17 protein-coding genes are annotated in these 18,860 nt (G+C 63.6%); 9 read left to right on the plus strand and 8 right to left on the minus strand.

Translation table 11 applies throughout. From position 1 onward, the window contains the following. Positions 1 to 119 precede the first annotated feature (119 nt). From TM49_RS06680 to TM49_RS06695, 4 genes are all read left to right on the plus strand, one after another. Complete coding sequence (locus TM49_RS06680; RefSeq protein ID WP_045684879.1) at positions 120 to 1,889, plus strand: ABC transporter ATP-binding protein; 1,770 nt, start codon at positions 120 to 122, stop codon at positions 1,887 to 1,889. A 108-nt stretch (positions 1,890 to 1,997) separates the two neighbouring features. After that, the gene (locus TM49_RS06685) at positions 1,998 to 3,152 is read left to right on the plus strand and encodes an amidase (protein ID WP_045680095.1); all 1,155 of its coding nucleotides are present in this window, start codon (positions 1,998 to 2,000) and stop codon (positions 3,150 to 3,152) included. 185 nt (positions 3,153 to 3,337) lie between these two features. Beyond that, complete coding sequence (locus TM49_RS06690; RefSeq protein WP_045680097.1) at positions 3,338 to 3,754, plus strand: universal stress protein; 417 nt, start codon at positions 3,338 to 3,340, stop codon at positions 3,752 to 3,754. A 114-nt stretch (positions 3,755 to 3,868) separates the two neighbouring features. Further along, the gene (locus TM49_RS06695) at positions 3,869 to 5,482 is read left to right on the plus strand and encodes a BCCT family transporter (protein ID WP_045680098.1); all 1,614 of its coding nucleotides are present in this window, start codon (positions 3,869 to 3,871) and stop codon (positions 5,480 to 5,482) included. A gap of 68 nt (positions 5,483 to 5,550) precedes the next feature. On the opposite strand, the gene TM49_RS06700 is transcribed toward TM49_RS06695, so the two are convergent. Beyond that, positions 5,551 to 6,444 carry a dihydrodipicolinate synthase family protein gene (locus TM49_RS06700; protein ID WP_045680100.1) on the minus strand — a complete coding sequence of 298 codons (894 nt, stop codon included), beginning with the start codon at positions 6,442 to 6,444 and terminating at the stop codon, positions 5,551 to 5,553. Positions 6,445 to 6,565: 121 nt separating this feature from the next. On the opposite strand from TM49_RS06700, the gene TM49_RS06705 reads away from it, so the two are divergent. From TM49_RS06705 to TM49_RS06720, 4 genes are all read left to right on the plus strand, one after another. Beyond that, the gene (locus TM49_RS06705) at positions 6,566 to 7,306 is read left to right on the plus strand and encodes an FCD domain-containing protein (RefSeq protein WP_082074642.1); all 741 of its coding nucleotides are present in this window, start codon (positions 6,566 to 6,568) and stop codon (positions 7,304 to 7,306) included. 31 nt (positions 7,307 to 7,337) lie between these two features. Next, positions 7,338 to 8,297, plus strand: coding sequence for a DctP family TRAP transporter solute-binding subunit (locus tag TM49_RS06710; RefSeq protein WP_045680102.1), 960 nt, complete (start codon positions 7,338 to 7,340; stop codon positions 8,295 to 8,297). A gap of 80 nt (positions 8,298 to 8,377) precedes the next feature. After that, on the plus strand, positions 8,378 to 8,854 hold the full coding sequence (locus TM49_RS06715; protein ID WP_045680104.1) for a TRAP transporter small permease: 477 nt from the start codon (positions 8,378 to 8,380) through the stop codon (positions 8,852 to 8,854). Beyond that, positions 8,851 to 10,125 (plus strand): TRAP transporter large permease, encoded by a 1,275-nt coding sequence (locus TM49_RS06720; protein ID WP_082074643.1) that lies wholly within the window; start codon positions 8,851 to 8,853, stop codon positions 10,123 to 10,125. Before TM49_RS06715 ends, TM49_RS06720 begins: the two co-directional genes overlap by 4 nt. A gap of 14 nt (positions 10,126 to 10,139) precedes the next feature. Here TM49_RS06720 and TM49_RS06725 read toward each other — a convergent pair whose 3' ends face one another. The 7 genes from TM49_RS06725 to TM49_RS06755 all read right to left on the minus strand — a co-directional run bounded on the left by TM49_RS06725 (position 10,140) and on the right by TM49_RS06755 (position 17,579). Beyond that, on the minus strand, positions 10,140 to 11,840 hold the full coding sequence (locus TM49_RS06725) for an ABC transporter permease (protein ID WP_082074885.1): 1,701 nt from the start codon (positions 11,838 to 11,840) through the stop codon (positions 10,140 to 10,142). A gap of 7 nt (positions 11,841 to 11,847) precedes the next feature. Beyond that, on the minus strand, positions 11,848 to 12,798 hold the full coding sequence (locus TM49_RS06730) for an ABC transporter substrate-binding protein (RefSeq protein WP_045680106.1): 951 nt from the start codon (positions 12,796 to 12,798) through the stop codon (positions 11,848 to 11,850). Between the two features lie 22 nt (positions 12,799 to 12,820). Then, entirely contained in the window at positions 12,821 to 13,930 is a 1,110-nt protein-coding gene (locus TM49_RS06735) for an ABC transporter ATP-binding protein (protein WP_052699731.1), read from the minus strand. A 96-nt stretch (positions 13,931 to 14,026) separates the two neighbouring features. Beyond that, on the minus strand, positions 14,027 to 15,052 hold the full coding sequence (locus TM49_RS06740; RefSeq protein ID WP_045680110.1) for an AbrB family transcriptional regulator: 1,026 nt from the start codon (positions 15,050 to 15,052) through the stop codon (positions 14,027 to 14,029). A 26-nt stretch (positions 15,053 to 15,078) separates the two neighbouring features. Next, positions 15,079 to 16,485, minus strand: a complete 1,407-nt coding sequence (locus tag TM49_RS06745; RefSeq protein WP_045680112.1) for an amidase — start codon at positions 16,483 to 16,485, stop codon at positions 15,079 to 15,081. Continuing rightward, positions 16,472 to 16,681, minus strand: coding sequence for a hypothetical protein (locus TM49_RS06750; RefSeq protein WP_045680114.1), 210 nt, complete (start codon positions 16,679 to 16,681; stop codon positions 16,472 to 16,474). Before TM49_RS06750 ends, TM49_RS06745 begins: the two co-directional genes overlap by 14 nt. Before the next feature lie 4 nt (positions 16,682 to 16,685). Then, on the minus strand, positions 16,686 to 17,579 hold the full coding sequence (locus TM49_RS06755) for a polysaccharide deacetylase family protein (RefSeq protein ID WP_045680116.1): 894 nt from the start codon (positions 17,577 to 17,579) through the stop codon (positions 16,686 to 16,688). A gap of 214 nt (positions 17,580 to 17,793) precedes the next feature. Between TM49_RS06755 and TM49_RS06760 the strand changes: the two genes are divergently transcribed. Then, positions 17,794 to 18,744: a LysR family transcriptional regulator gene (locus TM49_RS06760; RefSeq protein WP_158498613.1), complete on the plus strand. Its 951-nt coding sequence runs from the start codon at positions 17,794 to 17,796 to the stop codon at positions 18,742 to 18,744. The last annotated feature ends 116 nt before the right edge of the window (positions 18,745 to 18,860 follow it).

The following is an 18,860-nucleotide window of genomic DNA, read 5'->3' on the forward strand; positions in this document are numbered from 1 at the left end:
CCCGAGAAACAGGGTGCGCATGAACGCGCAAAGTTTTGTTTTTGAAAAGCGCCAAACCTGACATGTTGATGCAAACGCCGACCAGCAAGTCTGGTCCGTTCCAGCGGCTATGGAATGCCATACTGGCCCGGTTTCTGCCGAGAGCCAACCGCAGCCTGCTCTACCGCCTCCTGTCCGAAAATCTGCGCGCCCAGGCGCCATGGTACGGCATCGCAACCGTTGCGATGTTCATCATCGCGGGCATGACATCGCTGTCCGCCTGGATCATGAAGGACATCGTCAACGAGACGGTGGTTTCGCAGAATCTCGAGCGTGTCCTGATGCTCGCCGGCGGCGTTGCCTTGATCTTTACCGTCAAGGGCCTTGCCACCTATGTGCAGATGGTGATCCTCAGCAAGGCTGGCAATTCGATTATTGCCACCACGCAGAACCGCATCTTCGACCGTATCCTCCAGCAGGATCTGAACTTCTTCATGAAGTATCCGTCCTCGGAACTGGTGATGCGGCTGACGAACAATGCTCAGGCTGCGCGCACTGTCATGGACCTCGTCCTGACCTCGGCGATCCGCGACCTGTTCTCGCTTATCGGCCTGATGGCGGTCATGATCATCCAGCAGCCGATCCTGACGCTGGTTTCCTTTGTCATCGGTCCGGCGGCCTTCATTGGTGTGCGTTATCTCACGCTGAAGGTCCGCGAGATCATGCAGCAGGAACTTGCCTCCCTCGGCATGATCATCCAGAACGTTCAGGAAATGACCACCGGTGTCCGCATCATCAAGGCTTTCGGCCTTGAGAACTACATGCGTGCGCGCATGGAGAAATACGTTGGTCAGGTCGAACAACGTGCCAACAGCATCGCGCGGCTCTCGGCTGCGTCCAGCCCGATCATGGAAACGCTTTCGGGGCTCGCCATCGCCGGCGTGATCGCGCTCAGCGGCTTCTGGGTCGTTGACGGTGGCAAGACGCCGGGCGAACTGATGTCATTCATCACCGCGCTGCTTCTCGCCTACGAGCCTGCCAAGCGGCTGGCGCGGATGCGCATCAACCTTGAAGCCGGCATGGTCGGTGTCAAGATGATGTACGAGATCAAGGATCATCCGATCCGGCTCGAGGAAAGCGACAACCCCAAGGATGTTCCGCCCGGCCGTGGCGAGATTGTCTTTGATAATGTCGGCTTCTCCTACGACGCATCGAACCGGCTGTTTGAAAACCTCAACCTCAGCTTCCCGGCGGGCAAGACGACCGCGCTGGTCGGTGCTTCGGGCGGCGGCAAGTCGACGATCATTAACCTCGTCATGCGGCTCTTCGATCCCGATGAGGGCGTGATCACCGTCAATGGCATGGATCTGAGGGAGATTTCCTTCGCTTCGCTTCGCTCGCACATGTCTTACGTCGGGCAGGATACCTTCCTGTTCAACGGCACGGTGCGCGAGAACCTGATGGTCGGCCGCGAAAATTCAACCGAAGAAGAGATGATCGAGGCGGCGAAGTCCGCGCATGCGCATGATTTCATCATGAACATGCCGAACGGCTACGATTCGGCGGTCGGCGAAAACGGCGGAAGCCTTTCAGGCGGGCAGAAGCAGCGCCTTGCCATTGCCCGCGCCATGCTGCGCAATGCCGATATCCTGATCCTTGACGAGGCGACGAGCGCGCTCGATTCGCATGCCGAGGCGCAGGTGCAGGATGCGTTGAAGCGCCTGACCAAGGACCGCACCACGATCGTCATCGCCCACAGACTTGCGACGATCGCATCGGCCGACAACATCGTCGTGCTCGATTCCGGCCGGATTCTGGAGCAGGGTCCGCAGAAGGAACTGCTGTCGCATAACGGTCCCTATCGCCGGCTCTACGAACTGCAGATCCTGCCGCAGCTTGAGGAAGCCTGAGGCTCCTTGCCGAAAAGACATCGCGCCTTCTTGCCAGCGAGGGGCTTTTCCTGAAAGACTGACGCATGCCGGCCGCAGGCCGGCCTTCGTCAATGTCAGGAGCGCCCGATGACGACACGCTGCGGCCCTTTCGTCACCCGTTTCGAAACACCGATCGCCGGTCCGGCCCAGGATGGCCCGCTTGCCGGGCTCTCCGTCGCGGTCAAGGACAATTGCGATGTCGCGGGTTATGTCACCGGCGGCGGCAATCCGGAATGGGCGGAGGAGCAGAGTCCGGCCGAGGCAAATGCCACGGTGGTCGAAAGGCTTCTTGATGCCGGTGCGACGCTCGTCGGCAAGACGCAGATGGATGAGCTCGCCTATTCGCTGATGGGCATCAATGCTCGCTATGGCACGCCGGAAAACCCGGTCGCGCCGTCGCGTGTGCCCGGCGGTTCCTCATCCGGCTCGGTCTCGGCGGTGGCCGCAAATCTGGTGGACATCGGGCTCGGCACGGATACCGGCGGCTCGGTGCGTCTGCCATCCGCCTTCTGCGGCCTGTTCGGCTGGCGCCCGACCCACGGGCTGATCCCCGCTGACGGCATCCTGCCACTTGCGCCGAGCTACGATGTGCCGGGCTTCATGACCCGCGATCTCGAAACGATGGAAAGCCTCGCCGATGTCTTTTGCGACGGACAGGAGGCCGGCGATGATCTCCGCTTCGTCTACCCGGCCGATCTTTGGCGGCTGGCCGATGGCGAGGCCGCAGCCGCGCTCAAGGAGGCCCTGCCGCGCGGCGATCGCAACGACGGGCAGCTTCTCGATGCCGCGATGCGCGCCGATTTGCTCCCGGTCTTCCGCCTCCATCAGGGATGGGAGGCGTGGCAGACCTTCGGTGCCTTCATCGAGCGGCGCAACCCCGATTTCGGTCCGGGGATACTTGAGCGCTTCGCACTTGCCGCTGATCTCACCGACCAGGATTTCGCCACCGCCAGGGCCAAGCGGTCGGCGCTGAGCGAGCATCTCGATGCGGTGCTGAAGCCAGGTGTCGTGCTCGTTTACCCGACGGCGCCGGGACCGGCTCCCTTGCTGACGGACACGGACGGCGCCCTCGAGCAATTCCGCAGCAAGGCGCTGACATTGCTGTCGATTGCCGGCCATGGAGGTCTGCCGCAGCTCACCCTGCCTTTTGCGGTCATGTCCGGGGCACCGCTTGGTCTTTCGCTCGTTGCCAGAGCGGGTTCTGATCGCCTGCTGATCGAGGCGGCGCGGCATTTTCTCTGAGCTGCTGAGGCCGCCCTTGTCCCAGCGGTTTGCAACACTCTGTCGGGCATGATAGTGCAGTTGAAGTATTTCGCATGCCGCGCGGCTGAATAGAGCTGGGGAACTTTATCCCGTGTGGCGCCATTCCACAGAAAGGAAATATTCGGGTGCCCAAGCCCGGATCCGGATAGGGGCCGGAATTCAGTATGTTCAAAAAGATTATGGTGCCCGTCGATCTGGCGCACGCCGATAAACTGCAGCGAGCGCTTACAGCCGCGGCGGATATTTCGAAATTGTATAATGCGCCGCTTGTCTATGTCGGCGTTACATCCTCCTTGCCCGGAGCGCTCGGGCACAATCCCAGGGAATACGAGGCAAAGCTCAAGGCTTTTGCCGAAGGCGAGATGGCCAAGCACGGCGTTTCCGCCGAAATCCATGCGGTGATCTCGCATGATCCGGCGACCGACCTGAACCAATCGCTCGCCCGCGCCGTAGACGAAATCGGTGCCGATCTTGTCGTCATGGCCACGCATGTGCCCAATCTGGCGGATCACTTCATGCATTCGCATGGCGGCCAGCTCGCGACGCATACGCGCGCATCGGTCTATCTGGTCCGGGGCTGAGACTGCCCGTTCGGGGCGGCGACATGGCGTCAGGCAGACGATCTGAAACGAGACAGTGCATCCGGGCCGGCATCTGGCCGGAGGATGCGTTATTGAACAACAGGAGAGGACTTCATGAGCGATACGGGGATCCCCCAGCCGGAAGGCGAAACCGACCTGATCGAGACCGATTATGAGATCGGCCAGGACAATATCACCACCAATATCGGCCCGTTCGGGCTCGACGTTCACAATCCGGTCTTTCTGATCTCTGGGCTTTTGGTGGTTGCCTTCGTGCTGGTGACGCTGGCATTTCAGGAACAGGCTGGCACTGTCTTCAACGGCCTGCGTGATTGGCTGACATCGACGTTCGACTGGTTCTTCCTGCTGGCCGGCAACGTCTTCGTTCTGCTCGGCATCGTTCTTATCTTCTCCCCCTACGGCAAGATCCGGCTCGGCGGCTCCGACGCCACTCCCGATTATTCCTATTCCGGCTGGTTTGCGATGCTGTTTGCCGCCGGCATGGGTATCGGCCTGATGTTCTACGGTGTCTCGGAGCCGATTTCGCATTATACGACATCGATCGCGCAGGATGCCGGAACTCCGGAAAGCTGGGCCCCGCTCGGCGGTGCGCCGGGCGATGAGGCGGCGGCGAAGAGCCTTGCCATGGCGGCAACCATCTTCCACTGGGCGCTGCATCCCTGGGCGATTTACGCCATCGTCGCGCTGGCACTGGCGCTGTTTTCCTACAACAAGGGCCTTCCGCTCTCGGTTCGCTCGGTTTTCTATCCGATCTTTGGCGAACGGGTCTGGGGCTGGATCGGCCACATCATCGATATTCTGGCGGTCCTGGCAACGCTCTTTGGCCTTGCGACATCGCTCGGCATCGGCGCCGAGCAGGCCAATGCCGGCCTCAACCACATCTTCGGCCTGCCGGTCAACGAGGTGTCGAAGGTCATCCTGATTGTCTGCATCACCGGCGTGGCGCTCACCTCCGTGGTCGCCGGCATGGATGCGGGCGTTCAGCGCCTGTCGCAGCTCAACATGATCCTTGCCGCATTGCTGCTCGGCTTCGTGATCCTGGTCGGACCGACCACCTATATTCTCAGCGGTCTGGTTTCGAACTTCGTCGATTATGCCCGCTACCTGCCGGAGCTCGCCAACCCGTTCGGCCGCACCGACACGAACTTCATGGATGGCTGGACGTCGTTCTACTGGGCCTGGTGGATTTCCTGGTCGCCCTTCGTCGGCATGTTCATCGCCCGCGTTTCGCGCGGCCGCACCGTGCGCGAATTCCTGACCTGCGTGCTGATCATCCCGTCGCTGGTGTCGATCGTCTGGATGACCGTATTCGGCGATACCGCGATCCACGAGATCATCGTCAACAACTATCAGGATCTTGCTGATGCACCGCTGGACCTGAAGCTGTTCGTGATGCTGGAGCAACTGCCGCTGCAGCAGATCACCTCGTTCATCGGCATCGTGCTGGTCATCGTGTTCTTCGTCACCTCGTCGGACTCCGGCTCGATCGTCATCGACACGATCACCGCCGGCGGCAAGGTCGATGCGCCGGTTCCCCAGCGCGTGTTCTGGGCAAGCTTCGAGGGTCTGGTGGCAATTGCGCTGCTTCTCGGCGGTGGCCTGACGGCGTTGCAGGCGATGGCGGTCTCGACCGGCTTCCCCTTCACAATCATCTTGCTGCTGGCGTGCTTCGCCATCATCAAGGGCTTGCACAGCGAGCCGCGATAGGCCGTCCGCAATCTTGCAAACAAAAGGCCCGCCGGAGCGATCTGGCGGGCCTTTTTGCTATCTTTTCGTCAGGCGAGCCACTCGGCAACGTCCGGTTCCGCGAGGAAGGCAGCGAGCCGCTTCTCCGCATCGGCCGCCTTCAGAAGCATCGGCGCACGTGATGGGCCGGCATCAATGCCGCGCAGCCTGAGTGCCACCTTCATGCCCGGCATGACCCCGGTCTCGACAAGAATTTCGACGAAACGCTGCGAGATTGTCTGCAGCCGCTGCGCTGTGGCGATATCGGAGGCGAGAAGCGCTGCGTCGATCGCGACATAGAGGCGGCCGAAAAGATTGTAGGTCGTGCCGATGCCGCCATCCGTACCGAGCGCCGCGGCCGCGCCGTAAGCCTCGTCATAGCCGAAGTAGAACACCTTGTCGGGACGGGCACGGCGCAGCGTGCAGAACTTGAACAGGTCCATCGACGAGAACTTGAGGCCCGCGACATTCGGCAGGTCGAGAATTTCGAGCAGAAGCGGCGTCGGCAGCGGCCGGCCGGTGCGCGCGGGAATTTCGTAGACGATCAGCGGCAGCGAGGTCGCCCGGCAGAGTTCGCGATAGTAGGCGAGGATCTCGCCGTCCGAGAACGGGTAGCTGTGCGGCGGCAGGGCCGAAAGCGCGTGATAGCCGCGCTTCTCCGCTTCCTTCGCCAGCATGGTGGAGGCGCGCAGCGAGGGCAGGCCGACATGGGCGATCAGTGTCGCGTCGCTGCCCTTCGCGTCCTCGGCGACAACGGCCATGACCTCGGCAAGCTCGCCGCTTTCCAGCATGCCGGATTCGCCACTGCTGCCCGCGACATAAAGGCCCTTTTGTCCCTGGCGCAGGACATAGGCATCGAGTGCGCGCTGCCGCTCGGGTGAGAACCCGCCCGTGTCATCCATGGCGGTCAGAAGGGCGGCGTAAATTCCGGAGAGCGATTTCATGGCGGCATGTCCTGATTTGGTTTCGCATATCTATGCCGCATCTTCATATGGATTGACAATAAAAAAATATGGTATTACCAAAACTAAGAAATTGTAACGAGAAGAGCGAGAAAGCCGAGCTATGGCAGAGATCGAGCCCCATCAGGAAACCGAAAGGATGCCCGCAAACCGGCAATCCGCGCAGGACATCGCCGATGTGCTGGTGCGCGAAATCCGTCGCGGCGAGATCGGCGAGGACGATGTCCTGCCGACCGAACGGGACCTCTGCCTGCGGTTCGACGCCTCGCGGCCGACCATTCGCGAGGCGCTGGCGCTGATCCAGCACCGCGGCTATCTCGATGCCGGCGGCGGCAGGCGCCCACGTGCACGCCGTCCGCTGATCTCCGACGTGCTGCGCAATGCTGGCGGTATCATCCGCGACATTCTCGGCGATGTGGAATCGAACGCGCATCTCGAGCAGATGCGAAGCTTCATCGAGGTCGGCGCCGTCCGGGAGGCGGCGGTGAGGGCCCGCAAGCTCGACATTGCCCGCATCCGTGCCGCACTCGATGCGAACCAGGAGGCGATCGGCACGCCGCGCTTTGCGAGCACCGACATCATGTTTCACCGCGCCATCGTCGAGGTGGCGGCGAACCCGGTGATCTTGACCCTGCACGACATGTTCGTTTCCGAAATGCTTGCGGCCCGCCCGGCCGAGCGCGACCCGGTTACCCATGACCGGATCGTCTGGGACGAGCATCACGCGATCTTCGACGCCCTGATCAGGGGCGACGCCAATACCGCAACGGACGAGATGGACCGCCATCTGGCCCGCTCGTTCCGGGACCGGCTGATCCTGAAGAAGCCCACAGGGGACAACTGACGGGCAAAACGACGTTTACGGAGGAGTTGAAATGCTGAAGACACTATTGGCCGCAACGGCCATCCTGGCCATGGTGGCGGGCGCTGCTGAAGCCCGCGAAATCACCTTCGGGTCACAGGAAAACGAGAATTCGAACGTCTACAAGGGGATGGAGGCCTTCAAGGAAAAGCTGGAGACGCTGTCGGGCGGTGACATGACCGTCAAACTTTTCCCGGCGTCCCAGCTTGGCGACTTCAAGGCCATGGTGGCGATGCTGCAGGCCGGCGAACTCGACATGACGACGACCGGCTATCCGGATATGTCCTATGTCATTCCGGAACTTTCCCTGATCGGCGCGCCTTACGTGGTGCCGGACTTCCCCGCGCTCGAAAAGGTCGTCGCCGGCCCGTGGGGGCAGAAGATGGAAGCGAAGTTCGAGGAGCAAGGCGTCAAGATCGTCGACCTCTGGTATCTTGGAACCCGCCAGACCACGGCCAACAAGACCATCAATTCGATCGAGGACCTGAAGGGCCTGCGCATGCGCACGCCCAACGTGCCCTTCCTGATCGCCTACGCCGATGCCGTCGGCGCGACACCGGCGCCGGTCGCCTTCGCGGAAGTCTATCTCGCGCTGCAGACCAATCAGGTCGATGCCGAGGAAAACCCGCTGCCGACCATCGAGGCGATGAAATTCTACGAAGTACAGAAGGCGATCGCGATCACCAACCACTTCATCGCCTCGCAGGCGATCCAGGTTTCGCTGAAGACCTGGGAAAGCCTCAGCGAGGAGGAGCAGAACTGGCTGGTCGAGGCGGCCAAGGCCGGTGGCGAAGTCACGGATGCTGCCAACTTCGCGGCGGAGGAAGCTTTGCTCACCAAGTTCGAGGAAGCCGGTTTGACGATCACGCGTCCCGATCTCGAGCCTTTCCGTACTGCAATGCAGGGTTACTACGATGAGCTCGAGGAGAAGTTCGGCAAGGGCTCGATCGCCGAGATCACGGCCTCCGAATAAGGCTTCTGCCTCAGCCGGCCGCCGCACCTCTCTCCCGCGGCGGCCGCGATGGTCATCTCGAAACAGCCTGGACATTTCCCATGTCGGATCTACGCAGATATTCGCTTGAGGGCACGCTTGCGGCGCTGATCTTCATCGCACTCATCGTCGTCCTCGCAATCCAGATCTTCGGTCGGACGCCGCTCTTCAGGGGGCCGGTCTGGACGGAGGAACTGGCCCGCTGGCTCTGGGTGTGGATGGCCTTCATCGGCATTGGCGAGGTCGAGCGGACCGACAGCCAGCTCCGGATGGACCTGCTCACCGGGTTTCTCGGCCCGAAGGCCAAGGCCTGGCTCTTCACGCTCATCGACCTCGTCTATCTCGGGATCGTCGCCCATCTCGTCTGGATTGGCTTCAAGACGGTGATGCGCACCTGGGCCAATGCCTCGGTGACGCTGCCGGTGTCGGATGGCATGCTCTATCTCGCAGCGCTCGTCGGCCTCGTCTTCGTGCTGATCCGCATTGTCCTGAGGCTGATCGGCATTGGCAGCCGGCAGGGTGAAGGGGTTGTGCTGTGATCCTGACCACCGTCGCCCTTGGCTGGCTGCTGCTCGTTCTCATTGGCGTGCCGGTCGGCGTCGCCATGATCTTCGTGTCGATGGGCTATTTCTATTATTCCGGTATGGGGATCACCTTTGCCGCGCAGCGCATGGTGGATGGTCTCAATTCCTTCCCGCTTTTGGCTGTGCCGCTGTTTATTCTCGCCGCCGCGATCCTCAATTCGGCCGGTATCGCCAAGCAGCTCTTCGGATTTGCCCGGGCGCTGATCGGCCACGTGCCGGGCGGGCTCGGCCATGTGAACGTGCTTGCCTCGCTATTCTTCTCCGGCATGTCCGGTTCGGCGATGGCCGATGCTGGCGGCCTCGGCAAGATGGAAATCCAGGCGATGCGGGAAGCGGGCTACGACGACGAGTTCGCAGGCGCCGTCACCGCCGCCTCCTCGATGATCGGCCCGCTGGTGCCGCCGTCGATCACCATGGTACTCTACGGCGTGATTTCCGGCACTTCCATCGGCGCGCTGTTCCTCGGTGGTGTGGTGCCGGGCGTGATGTGCGCGATCGCGCTAATGGTCATGGTCTTCATTCTTGCCCGCCGCAGGAACTATCCGGTCGACGAGCGTGCCACCATGGGTGAAATCGGCCGTCGCTTCATCGGCTCGCTGCCGGCGCTGCTGACGCCTGTTGTCATCGTTGGGGGCATTTTCTCCGGCTATTTCTCGCCGACCGAATCGGCTGCCGTCACGGTGCTCTATGCGATCGCGATCGATCTTCTGTTCTATCGCGAGCTGACGTTGCGCAAGCTCTGGGATGCGATCTACGACACGGCCGCGACATCGTCCGCGATCGCCACCATCGTCGCCGGCGTCAGTCTGATGGGCTTCGTGCTTGCCCGCGAACAGGCCCCGCAGCAGATTGCCCAGCTGTTCCTGTCGATTGCTGACGGGCCCGTGATGTTCCTGATTGCCGTCAATCTGATGATCTTCGTCCTTGGCGCCTTCATCGAAAGCCTGGTGATCTTGCTGATCGTGGTGCCGATCCTGATCCCGATCGCGGCCGGCTTCGGCATCGATCCGGTCCATTTCGGCATTATCGTGGTGCTGAACCTGATGATCTCGATCCTGACGCCGCCCATGGGCATGGCGCTGTTCATCGTCGCCCAGGTCGGCAACATCAAGTTCCAGCGACTGGCGGTGGCAATCCTGCCCTGGCTCATTCCGCCGCTGGTCGTTCTGGTGCTGGTTTGCGCCTTCCCGGTGCTATCGACCGGCCTGCCGTCGTTAATGTACTAGGACAATTTCGGCATTTAGAAACCTGCTGCCCCACCCGTCGAGAACCGGCGGGTGATCAGCGTCGCGAGAGCCGGAACGGTCAGCGTCACCAGGATGGCGACGGAGCTCATCGCCATGCCGAGGCCGACCGATCCCTGCTCGAACTGGCCCCAGATGAAGGTGGCGATCGTCGAGGTGCCGAGCGGCGCCAGCAGCACGGTCGCCACCAGTTCGCGCGAGGCGACGGCGAAGACCAGCAGCATGGCGGCGACCATGCTCGGCAGGATCAGCGGAATGACGATGCGGAACAGGACGGCGAATGGCCGGGCGCCGCTGACGCGGGCGGCATTCTCGAGGCCGGTGCCGAGCTGGCGCACCGCCGTCGTCGCATAGCGCACGGTATAGGGCAGAAGCAGGCAGCAATAGGCGAAGACCAGCACCCAGGGCGTGTTGTAGACGGTCACCGGCAGCCAGGGCTGAGACCATGCGAGGATCAGCCCGACGGCGATGACGATGCCGGGAATGGTGTTCGGCACGAGACTGAGGAAATCCAGAAAGCGCGCCATCGGCGTCTTCCGTCGCACCGTCACCAGCGCCGTCAGCACGCCGAGCATGCCGGTGATCAGCGCCGTGCCGATGCCGAGCGTGAAGCTCGTCGTCAGCGCCTCCAGCGCGCCGCTCGATTGGTCGGCGAGGTCGCGGAAATGCTTGAGCGACAGGTTGTCGACCGCAAGTCCGCCGGAGATCGTCCGGGTCGAGGCGGTGGCGAGCACGCTGGCGATCGGCGCGAAGGTTCCGGCAAGCGCGACGGCGAAGAAGAAGGCGAGCACCAGCGGTGCGTAGCGGCCGAGCGGTTTCAGCTCCTGGCGCGAAGGCTTGCCCGACATCGAGCCGAAATCCTTGCGGTTGACCAGCCAGTGCTGGCCGACAAAGGCCGAAAGCGCCAGCAGAACGAGGATGATCGAGAGGATCGAGGCGCCCGGCAGGTCGATCGGATAATCGGAAAGCCGCTGCTCGACGCCGGTCACCAGCACCAGGAAGCCGGAACGTGCTGCCAGCACCGCCGGCGTGCCGAACTCCTCGATCGACATGGCGAAGACCAGTAGCAGGCCTGCCGCGATCGCGGGCAATGACAGCGGCAGGAGAATGCGGAAGAAGCTGACGCGGGCGGAGGCGCCGCTGACGCGGGCCGCCTCGAGATATCGTCCGGAGACGGCGGCGACGCTGCGCGAGACCGCGAAATAGACCACCGGGAACACGTTCAGCGTCATGACGAAGACGACGCCCCAGTAGGAAAACAGCATGTGACCGAGATTGAAGCCGAACAGCTGGTCGACATAGCCGCGGCGCTGCAGCGCGAAGATCCAGCCAAGGGCTGCGATATAGGGCGGTATGGTGAAGGGCACCAGGAACAGAAGGTCCCAGACCGCCGCGAACGGCACCTTGAAGAGCCCGCGCAAGAGGCCGAGCGGTACGCCGATGAGGGCGGCGCCACAGACCACGCCGGCGCCAAGCTTCAGCGTGTTGAGCGTCCATTCGACAAGGCGCGGATCGGCAAGCGTCTTGCCGAAAAGCGAGAACGGTGCGTCGAGGGCTCCCCGCCCGATATGCGGGAAGATGGCCTGCAGGATGATGAACAGCAGCGGCCATGCAATCAGGATGAGGAGCGCAGGAATGACGAGGGCGGCAATGCCGCCGCCCCCGGTTTCATCCGCATTGTGTCGACGCCGGAACATCATCCGCTTACTTGAACAGACCGGAGAACTGGTCGAGCGTCGCCTGGCGGTCGGCCGAGGCGTCGGCGTCGAGCAGCTTCAGGTCGGAGATCAGCGGACGGTCGGCGCCGATATCGGCGCGCGCCGGCATCAGGTGGGTCGAGGCGACGATCGCCTGGCCGTCTTCGGAAAGCACGTAGTCGATGAACGCCTTGGCGGCGTCCTGATGCTCCGAGGACTTCAGGATCATCATCGGACGCGGGGCAATGACGGTGCCGGTCGTCGGGAAGATGACCTTGATGCTCTCGCCATTGTCGATCTGGTCGAAGGACTGGTAGTCGACAGCGCCGAAGACGACGGCCTTGGCGCCCTGCAGAACCGGGTTCAGCGCTTCGGCGTTGGCGCCGGGGACGATCATGTCGTTTTCGGCGAGGCCTTCGAAGAGCTCCCAGCCGATGCCGGGCGCGGCCGTCAGGGCAGAGACGAGCTCATAGGCCGAACCGGAGCTTGCCGGATCGGGCATGGTGACGAGGTCCTTGTATTCCGGCTTGGCGAGATCGGACCAGTCGGAAGGCTCGGGCGTGCCGCTGTTGGTGTTCCAGGCGATGGCGAGCGCGGAAATGCCCTGGGCGACGTAGTCGTCGGCCTTCAGGAAATCCGGAACGGTCGCGGCGTTGGGGCTGGTGTAGTCGAGCAGCAGGCCTTCGCTGTCGAACTGGGTCGCGGTGTCCCACGAAGCGGAGATGACGACGTCGGCGATCGGGTTGGCGGCTTCGGCGGCCAGACGCGCCATGACCTTGCCGGTGGTGGCTTGGAAGACTTCGACATCGTTGCCCGTGGTTTCGGTGTAACCGGCGGCAAGCTTCTTGATCAGGCTGCCGGGGCCGGCGGTGTAGACCGTCAGCGTTTCGGCATGGGCGGCGCCGGCGAGCGCAAGGCCGATGGCGGTGGCGGAAAGCAGGCGAATGACATTGCTCATGGAAAAGTCCTCGGGTTGGGGATCATGGACGGGTGGGCGCGGGAAACCATGTTGCCGCGTCGAAGGGAAAGGTGATGCCGACCCTGGCGCCGTCGGCAAGGCGGGTTGGGCCTGCAAGATCGAGATCGAGGCCGTTCGAAAGGCGAATGCGGGTGGTGTAGTCCTCGCCACGGAACATGGCGTGGACGGCGGTGCCATGAAGAAGGCCCGCTTCCGGCTCGGTGAGCGCGAGTGCGCGGCGCGGCACGAAGAGATGGCCCGGACCATCGGCGCCGGCGAAGCCATGCGGCGCGTTCAGCCGTTCACCACCGGTTTCAAGCACGACGCTGCTGCCATTCTTCTCCGACGGCAGCAGAAGTCCGAGCTTCAAAAATGCAGCGACGTCGGCATTGGCGGGCGCGGCGACAAGCTCTTCGGGCGGTGCGACCTGAATGAGCCGGCCATTGGCCATCACCGCGACACGGTCGGCCATGGCGAAGGCCTCGGCATGGTCATGGGTGACGTAGATGCCGGTCAGGCCCAGAGAGCGGATGAGGGCTGCGATATCGACCACGAGCTGTTCGCGCAGCTCACGGTCGAGATTGGAGAGCGGCTCGTCGAACAGCACCACGGAGGGACGCGAGACGATGGCGCGGGCAAGTGCCACCCGCTGCTGCTGGCCGCCCGAAAGCGTTGCCGGCGGGCGCTCGCCATAGGCCTCAAGCCCGACGAGGCTCAGCGCATCGGCAACGCGGGCCTTGCGTTCGGCCGCGGGTACGCGCTTCATTTCAAGCGGAAAGGCGACATTGCCTGCAACCGTCATGTGCGGCCACAGCGCGTAATCCTGGAACACCATTCCGATGGAGCGTTTTTCAGGCGGGACCTGCCGGCCGGAGGCGGCATCGGCGACGATATCGCTACCAATGGCGATACGGCCCGACGTCGGTCCCGACAGTCCGGCGATCATCCTGAGCAGCGTGGTCTTGCCGCAGCCTGAAGGTCCGAGCAGCGCAATCACCTCACCGGGTTCGATCGCAAGGTCGATCGATTGCAGGACAACGGTCTCGCCGAAGCGCTTGCCGACGCCGTCCGCGACCACGCGCGCACCGGCAACAGACCGGTGTTTCGATAGTGTGTCGGCAGCCGTCAGCATGTTCCCCCTGCGAGCGCTCGTTTTCACCGGGTTTCGCAGTAGTCACTTTACATGACAGTTTGATGAAGCCTGGATGACGACGAGGCCGCGGGCGGCTCAGCTGGCCGAGAGCCTGCCGGTGAAGATGCGCTTCAGCAGCACGGCGAGCGTGAGCACCATGATGACGCGGACGAGATGGAAGGCGACGACGAGCACCGTATCGCCACCGACCTGTGCCGAGACCAGTGACATCTCGGCGATGCCGCCCGGCGCCAGCGCCAGCACCAGCGAGACGATATCGATGTGGAACACGGTGCCGATGAGCGTGGCGGCGAGTGTCGCAAAGCCGATCAGCGTGAGGGTGCCGATCACGTTTGCCGGTAGCGTCCGGTAGCCGTCGCGGAATACCGCGCGGGTGCAGCGGGCACCGAGCGACATGCCGACGACGATCTGCGCGATCTCGAGGCCGGTGACTGGCACGCTGGTGCGCTGCCATTCGGTGATGGCGAGCACCGCGCCGGCAATGATGCCGGACAGGAGCCAGGCATTCGGCACTTTAAGCCTCGAAAGACCGAGCGCCAGCGGCAGCGCGACGAGGCAGATACCGACCAGCGGCAGCCACTGGACCGGCACGGCGGCGGTGACAGGGGCCGCCACGGTGAGGTCGCTGTTCTTCAGGGCGATCACGATCTGCGGCACGGCGAGCGTCACCAGGAGGATGCGCAGGAACTGGCCGATGGAGACGAGGCCTGGATTGCCGCCATAGCGCTCGGAGAGCACCGCCATCTCGGCGATGCCGCCGGGCAGGCTGGAAAAGAAGGCCGTATCGGCGTCAAGCCGCGTCAGCTTTGCGATCGCAACGGAAATCAGGCAGGCGCAGAGGATGACGGATAATGCAGCGCCGATCATGACGGGCAGCAGTCCGACGAGCCGTTCGGCGACCTCCGGCGTCATGCGGAGCCCGGCGCCGATGCCGATCAGGCCCTGCGCCGCCTGCCTGCCATTCGGAATGACGGCGACCGGGAGGTTCATGAGCGAGAGTGCTGCCACCGCGAACATCGCGCCGATGAGGAAGCCGAGCGGCAGGCCGAGCGCATCGGCGACGAGGCCGCCGATCGCCGCGGCAATGGTCGTGGCGAACATCCGCAGAACTATTGGCCGGGCAAGGGTCACTCTGCGTGACCCTCAAGGGGCGGCGGGGCCAGCGGCAGGCCACGGGCCGCCTCGAAGGCGCGACCAGCCTTGACCAGCAACGGCTCTTCGAAGGCGCGTGCGGCGATCTGCAGGCCGATGGGCAGGCTTTCGTGCGACAGCCCTGCCATCACCGACATCGCCGGGTGGCCGGTGACGCTGAACGGCGTGCGGGCCTGGCGGGTGTAGGTGCGGGCGGTCTCTGCAGGGTCGTCAAGTCTTGCGGCAGCTTCCATGGAGCTTGCCGATATCAGGATGTCGCAGTCCCTGAAAGCGGTTTCGACGGCAGCGATCAGGCGCTTGCGCTCCTTCTGCGCCCGCACGTAGTCCTCGGCCGACAGGAAGGCGCCGGCAAGCAGCGCCCGCCGCGTCAGCCGGCCGTAATCCTCGTGGCGCGTGCGCAGATGATCGGCGTGGATGGCAAAACCTTCCGCCGACAGGATGATGCGGTTGACGGCGAAAAAGGCGGAAAGCGGCGGCAGCCGGATTTCGCGGACCTCGGCGCCCAGCGTCTCGAAGGTCGCTGCGGCCGCATCGAGCAGCACGGCCGTATCCTCGGGCGCGACCATGTCTTCGGTGTGGAAGTGCCGGATATAGCCCACACGCAGGCCCTTCAGCGACAGGTCTCCGGCGCCGAGGCAGCTCTGCCACGGCATGGCGACGGTGGAGGGCTCTTCAGCGTCGATGCCGGCGATGGTGTCGATGAGAAGGGCGGCATCGGCGGTGGTGCGGGCAAGCGCACCGACGCAGTCGAGAGTCTGGGCCAGCGGAAACACGCCGCGGCGGGAGACGGCGCCATAGGTCGGCTTGAAGCCGACGATGCCGCAGGCGCTTGCCGGATGGCGGACCGAGCCGCCGGTGTCGGTGCCGAGCGCCAGCGGAAACAGGCCAGCCGCAACGCCGGCGCCGGAACCGGAGGACGAACCGCCCGGATGATGGTCAAGGTTCCACGGATTGCGCGCGGGCGGCGCCGGAAGGTCGAAGCTCGGCCGGCCGCAGGCGAATTCATGGGTATTGGTCTTGCCGAAGATGATGGCACCCGCCGCGCGCAAGCGTGAGACGACATGGGCATCGCGCTCGGCCACGGCATCGAGCCTGCTAGCCGAGGCGCAGGTGGTCGGCACGCCGGCAACATCGATGATATCCTTCAGCGCCACCGGAATACCGTGGAGCGGGCCACGGTCCTTGCCTTGACGCAACTCTTCAGTGGCCCGCGCCGCCTCTGCCTTCACCTCATCCGCGTCGAAGCGGATGAAGGCGGAAAGCAGCGGGTCGAGCCGTTCGATCCCGGCCGCAAGATGGGCGACATATTCAAAGGGCGAGAGGCTTCCGGCACGAAAGCCCGCGCCGATCTCGGAAACCGAGGCGAATTCAGGTGCGGCCATCGTCGCCTCCGTCTTTCGGGAGAGCGGTGCGCATCGGCGGCCAGGGCTCGTCGGCCGGATGGTCCATGGTGGTCAGCGCGGCGCGGAAGGCGAGGGCACTTTCGGCCGCGTTCAGAATATCGGCCTCGTCCATCGCCACCACCCGTTCGAGGCCTGCTGCGAGCGCCAGCGCGATTGCGTGTTCCTTCGTCGCCATGGGCTCAGGCCCTTTCGCGTGCTGCTTCGGCCGTCAGCGCCATGAACCAGCTCGCGACGTCTCCCGGTTGGGCGAAGGTCACGTCGGGATGGGCCGCCAGCACCTCGGCCATTTCCACCAGTTCGGTGATCCGATGCGGCACGCCCATCAGATGCGGATGCAGGGCAACGGTCATGATCGTGGTGCCCGCGCTTTCCTCGCGGTCGAAGGCGGCAAGCGTACGCTTGACGCGGTTGAGGAATTCGCCGGTCCGGTGCTTTTCGACGGCATAGACCGTGCTGTCGTTGAGCTCGAGCGTGTAGGGCACGGAAATGAGCGGGCCGCCCGTGGTCTCCATGTGGCAGGGCCGATCGTCCAGCACCCAGTCGAGGATATAGTCGATGCCGAGGCTCTTCAGGATGTCGGGGGTCTTGATGCTTTCGCCGAGGCCCGGTCCAAGCCAGCCGCGGGTGGCGACGCCGGTAAAGGCCTTCAGGCGGTCGAGGCTGCGGGCAATGATGTCGGCCTCGTCCGGCTCTGTGTGGACGGCCTGCTGGTAGAGGCCGTGGCCGATGAATTCCCAACCGAGCGCCAGCGATTTCTCCGCGCACTCCGGATAGACGTCGATGACATTGGCGTTGAGGCTTGCCGAGGCCGAGATGTTCATGCCCTCGAACAGATCGAAGAACCGCTTCATGCCGACGCGCATGCCGTATTCGGCCCAGGCAAAGTTCGGGATATCCGGAACGGCGGCGCGGCCTTGCGGCGGCGTGCTGATGCCGCGCGGCATCGGATGATCGAAGCGCCAGTGCTCCATGTTGACCACGAACTGCACAACGATGCGGCGGCCGTCATAGGCGGGAAGGGCGTCCTTGTCGTCAGCCAATCGATAGGGGATGCGCGGATTGGAGGCGATCATGGACTGTTCCCTTCTCGTAGGCGGCAGCCCGACCACGGCGGCTGCGAGAATTCGCTACTCTCTCGGTCAAACTGGCGCAAAATTTGCATATGTCATTTCAGCGGGAGAGAAACCGTGCCCTGGAGCAGGTTCTCCATGCCGCTGAACTTATTATGGGCAATTCGCCTTGTGAGCCGATCTCGCCGGCCTAACAGCTATGCCCGAAGGAGCATTCATGGAAATGAAGCAGCTTGAATATTTCTGTGCGGTCGCCCGCGCGGGAAGTTTCTCGAAGGCCTCGAGCGACCTGATGGTAGTGCAGCCGGCGCTGAGCCGCCAGGTCGGCCGCCTCGAGAGCGAGCTTGCGACCAAGCTGTTTTATCGCAATGGCCGCGGCGTGGCGCTGACGGATGCCGGCCGCCGTTTCCTGAGTGTCGCCGATGGCGTGCTGCACGATCTCGACAAGATCCGCGCCGAGCTTTCCGAAGACAACGACGCGCCGACGGGCACGGTGACGGTCGGCATGCCGCCCTCCGTCAGCGCGATGATCACGACCTCGCTTCTGATCGGCATTCGCCGCAAGTTTCCGGGCATCAAGCTGCACATCATCGACGGCCTTTCCGGTCATATCTGCGAGTGGATGACCGCCGGCAAGATCGATATCGGCATCATCCATGAGTCCCGCCAGACGGCGGGCCTGCTGCTCGAGCCGCTGATGTCGGAGCCGCTCTATCTGGTCGGCAAGCCCTCTGCGGCAAACGGGCTGCCGGACCCGGCCGGGCGGATCGGCAAGATATCGTTCGAGGATGCCGCCCGCCTGCCACTGATCCTCCAGGGCGACAGCCATGGCCTGCGCCGCCTCATCGACCGCACTGCCCGCGAACTGCACGTGCCGGTCAATATCGAGATGGAGATCGATGCGATCGCGGCGATCACCAAGCTCGTCCAGGTCGAGCCCTTCTTCAGCGTGCTGCCGATCGGCTGTGTCGGCCGTCAGCTCGCCGATGGCGACTTTTCGGCCTGGCGCATCGCCAGCCCCGAGCTTTTGAACGTGATGCTGATGGCAAGCGTGCCGAACCGGCCGTTCACCGCAGCCATGCGCGAAGTGCGCCGCGCCATCCAGACGGAGATCGCCGCCGCTTCCGCCATCGCCGAACGGGCGGAAACGGCCACCGAGCCCGCGTGAAGTCCGTCCCTCTCGCCCCCGAAGAAGCGCGTTCCGGCATAGCTGCTAGAGCGGCCGCGCCATGGACGGCTCCGCCACCTGCGATGTTTAGTTTACGGACCGCGAAAGAAACGCAG

The organism is Martelella endophytica, from assembly GCF_000960975.1.
Classification (GTDB): domain Bacteria; phylum Pseudomonadota; class Alphaproteobacteria; order Rhizobiales; family Rhizobiaceae; genus Martelella; species Martelella endophytica.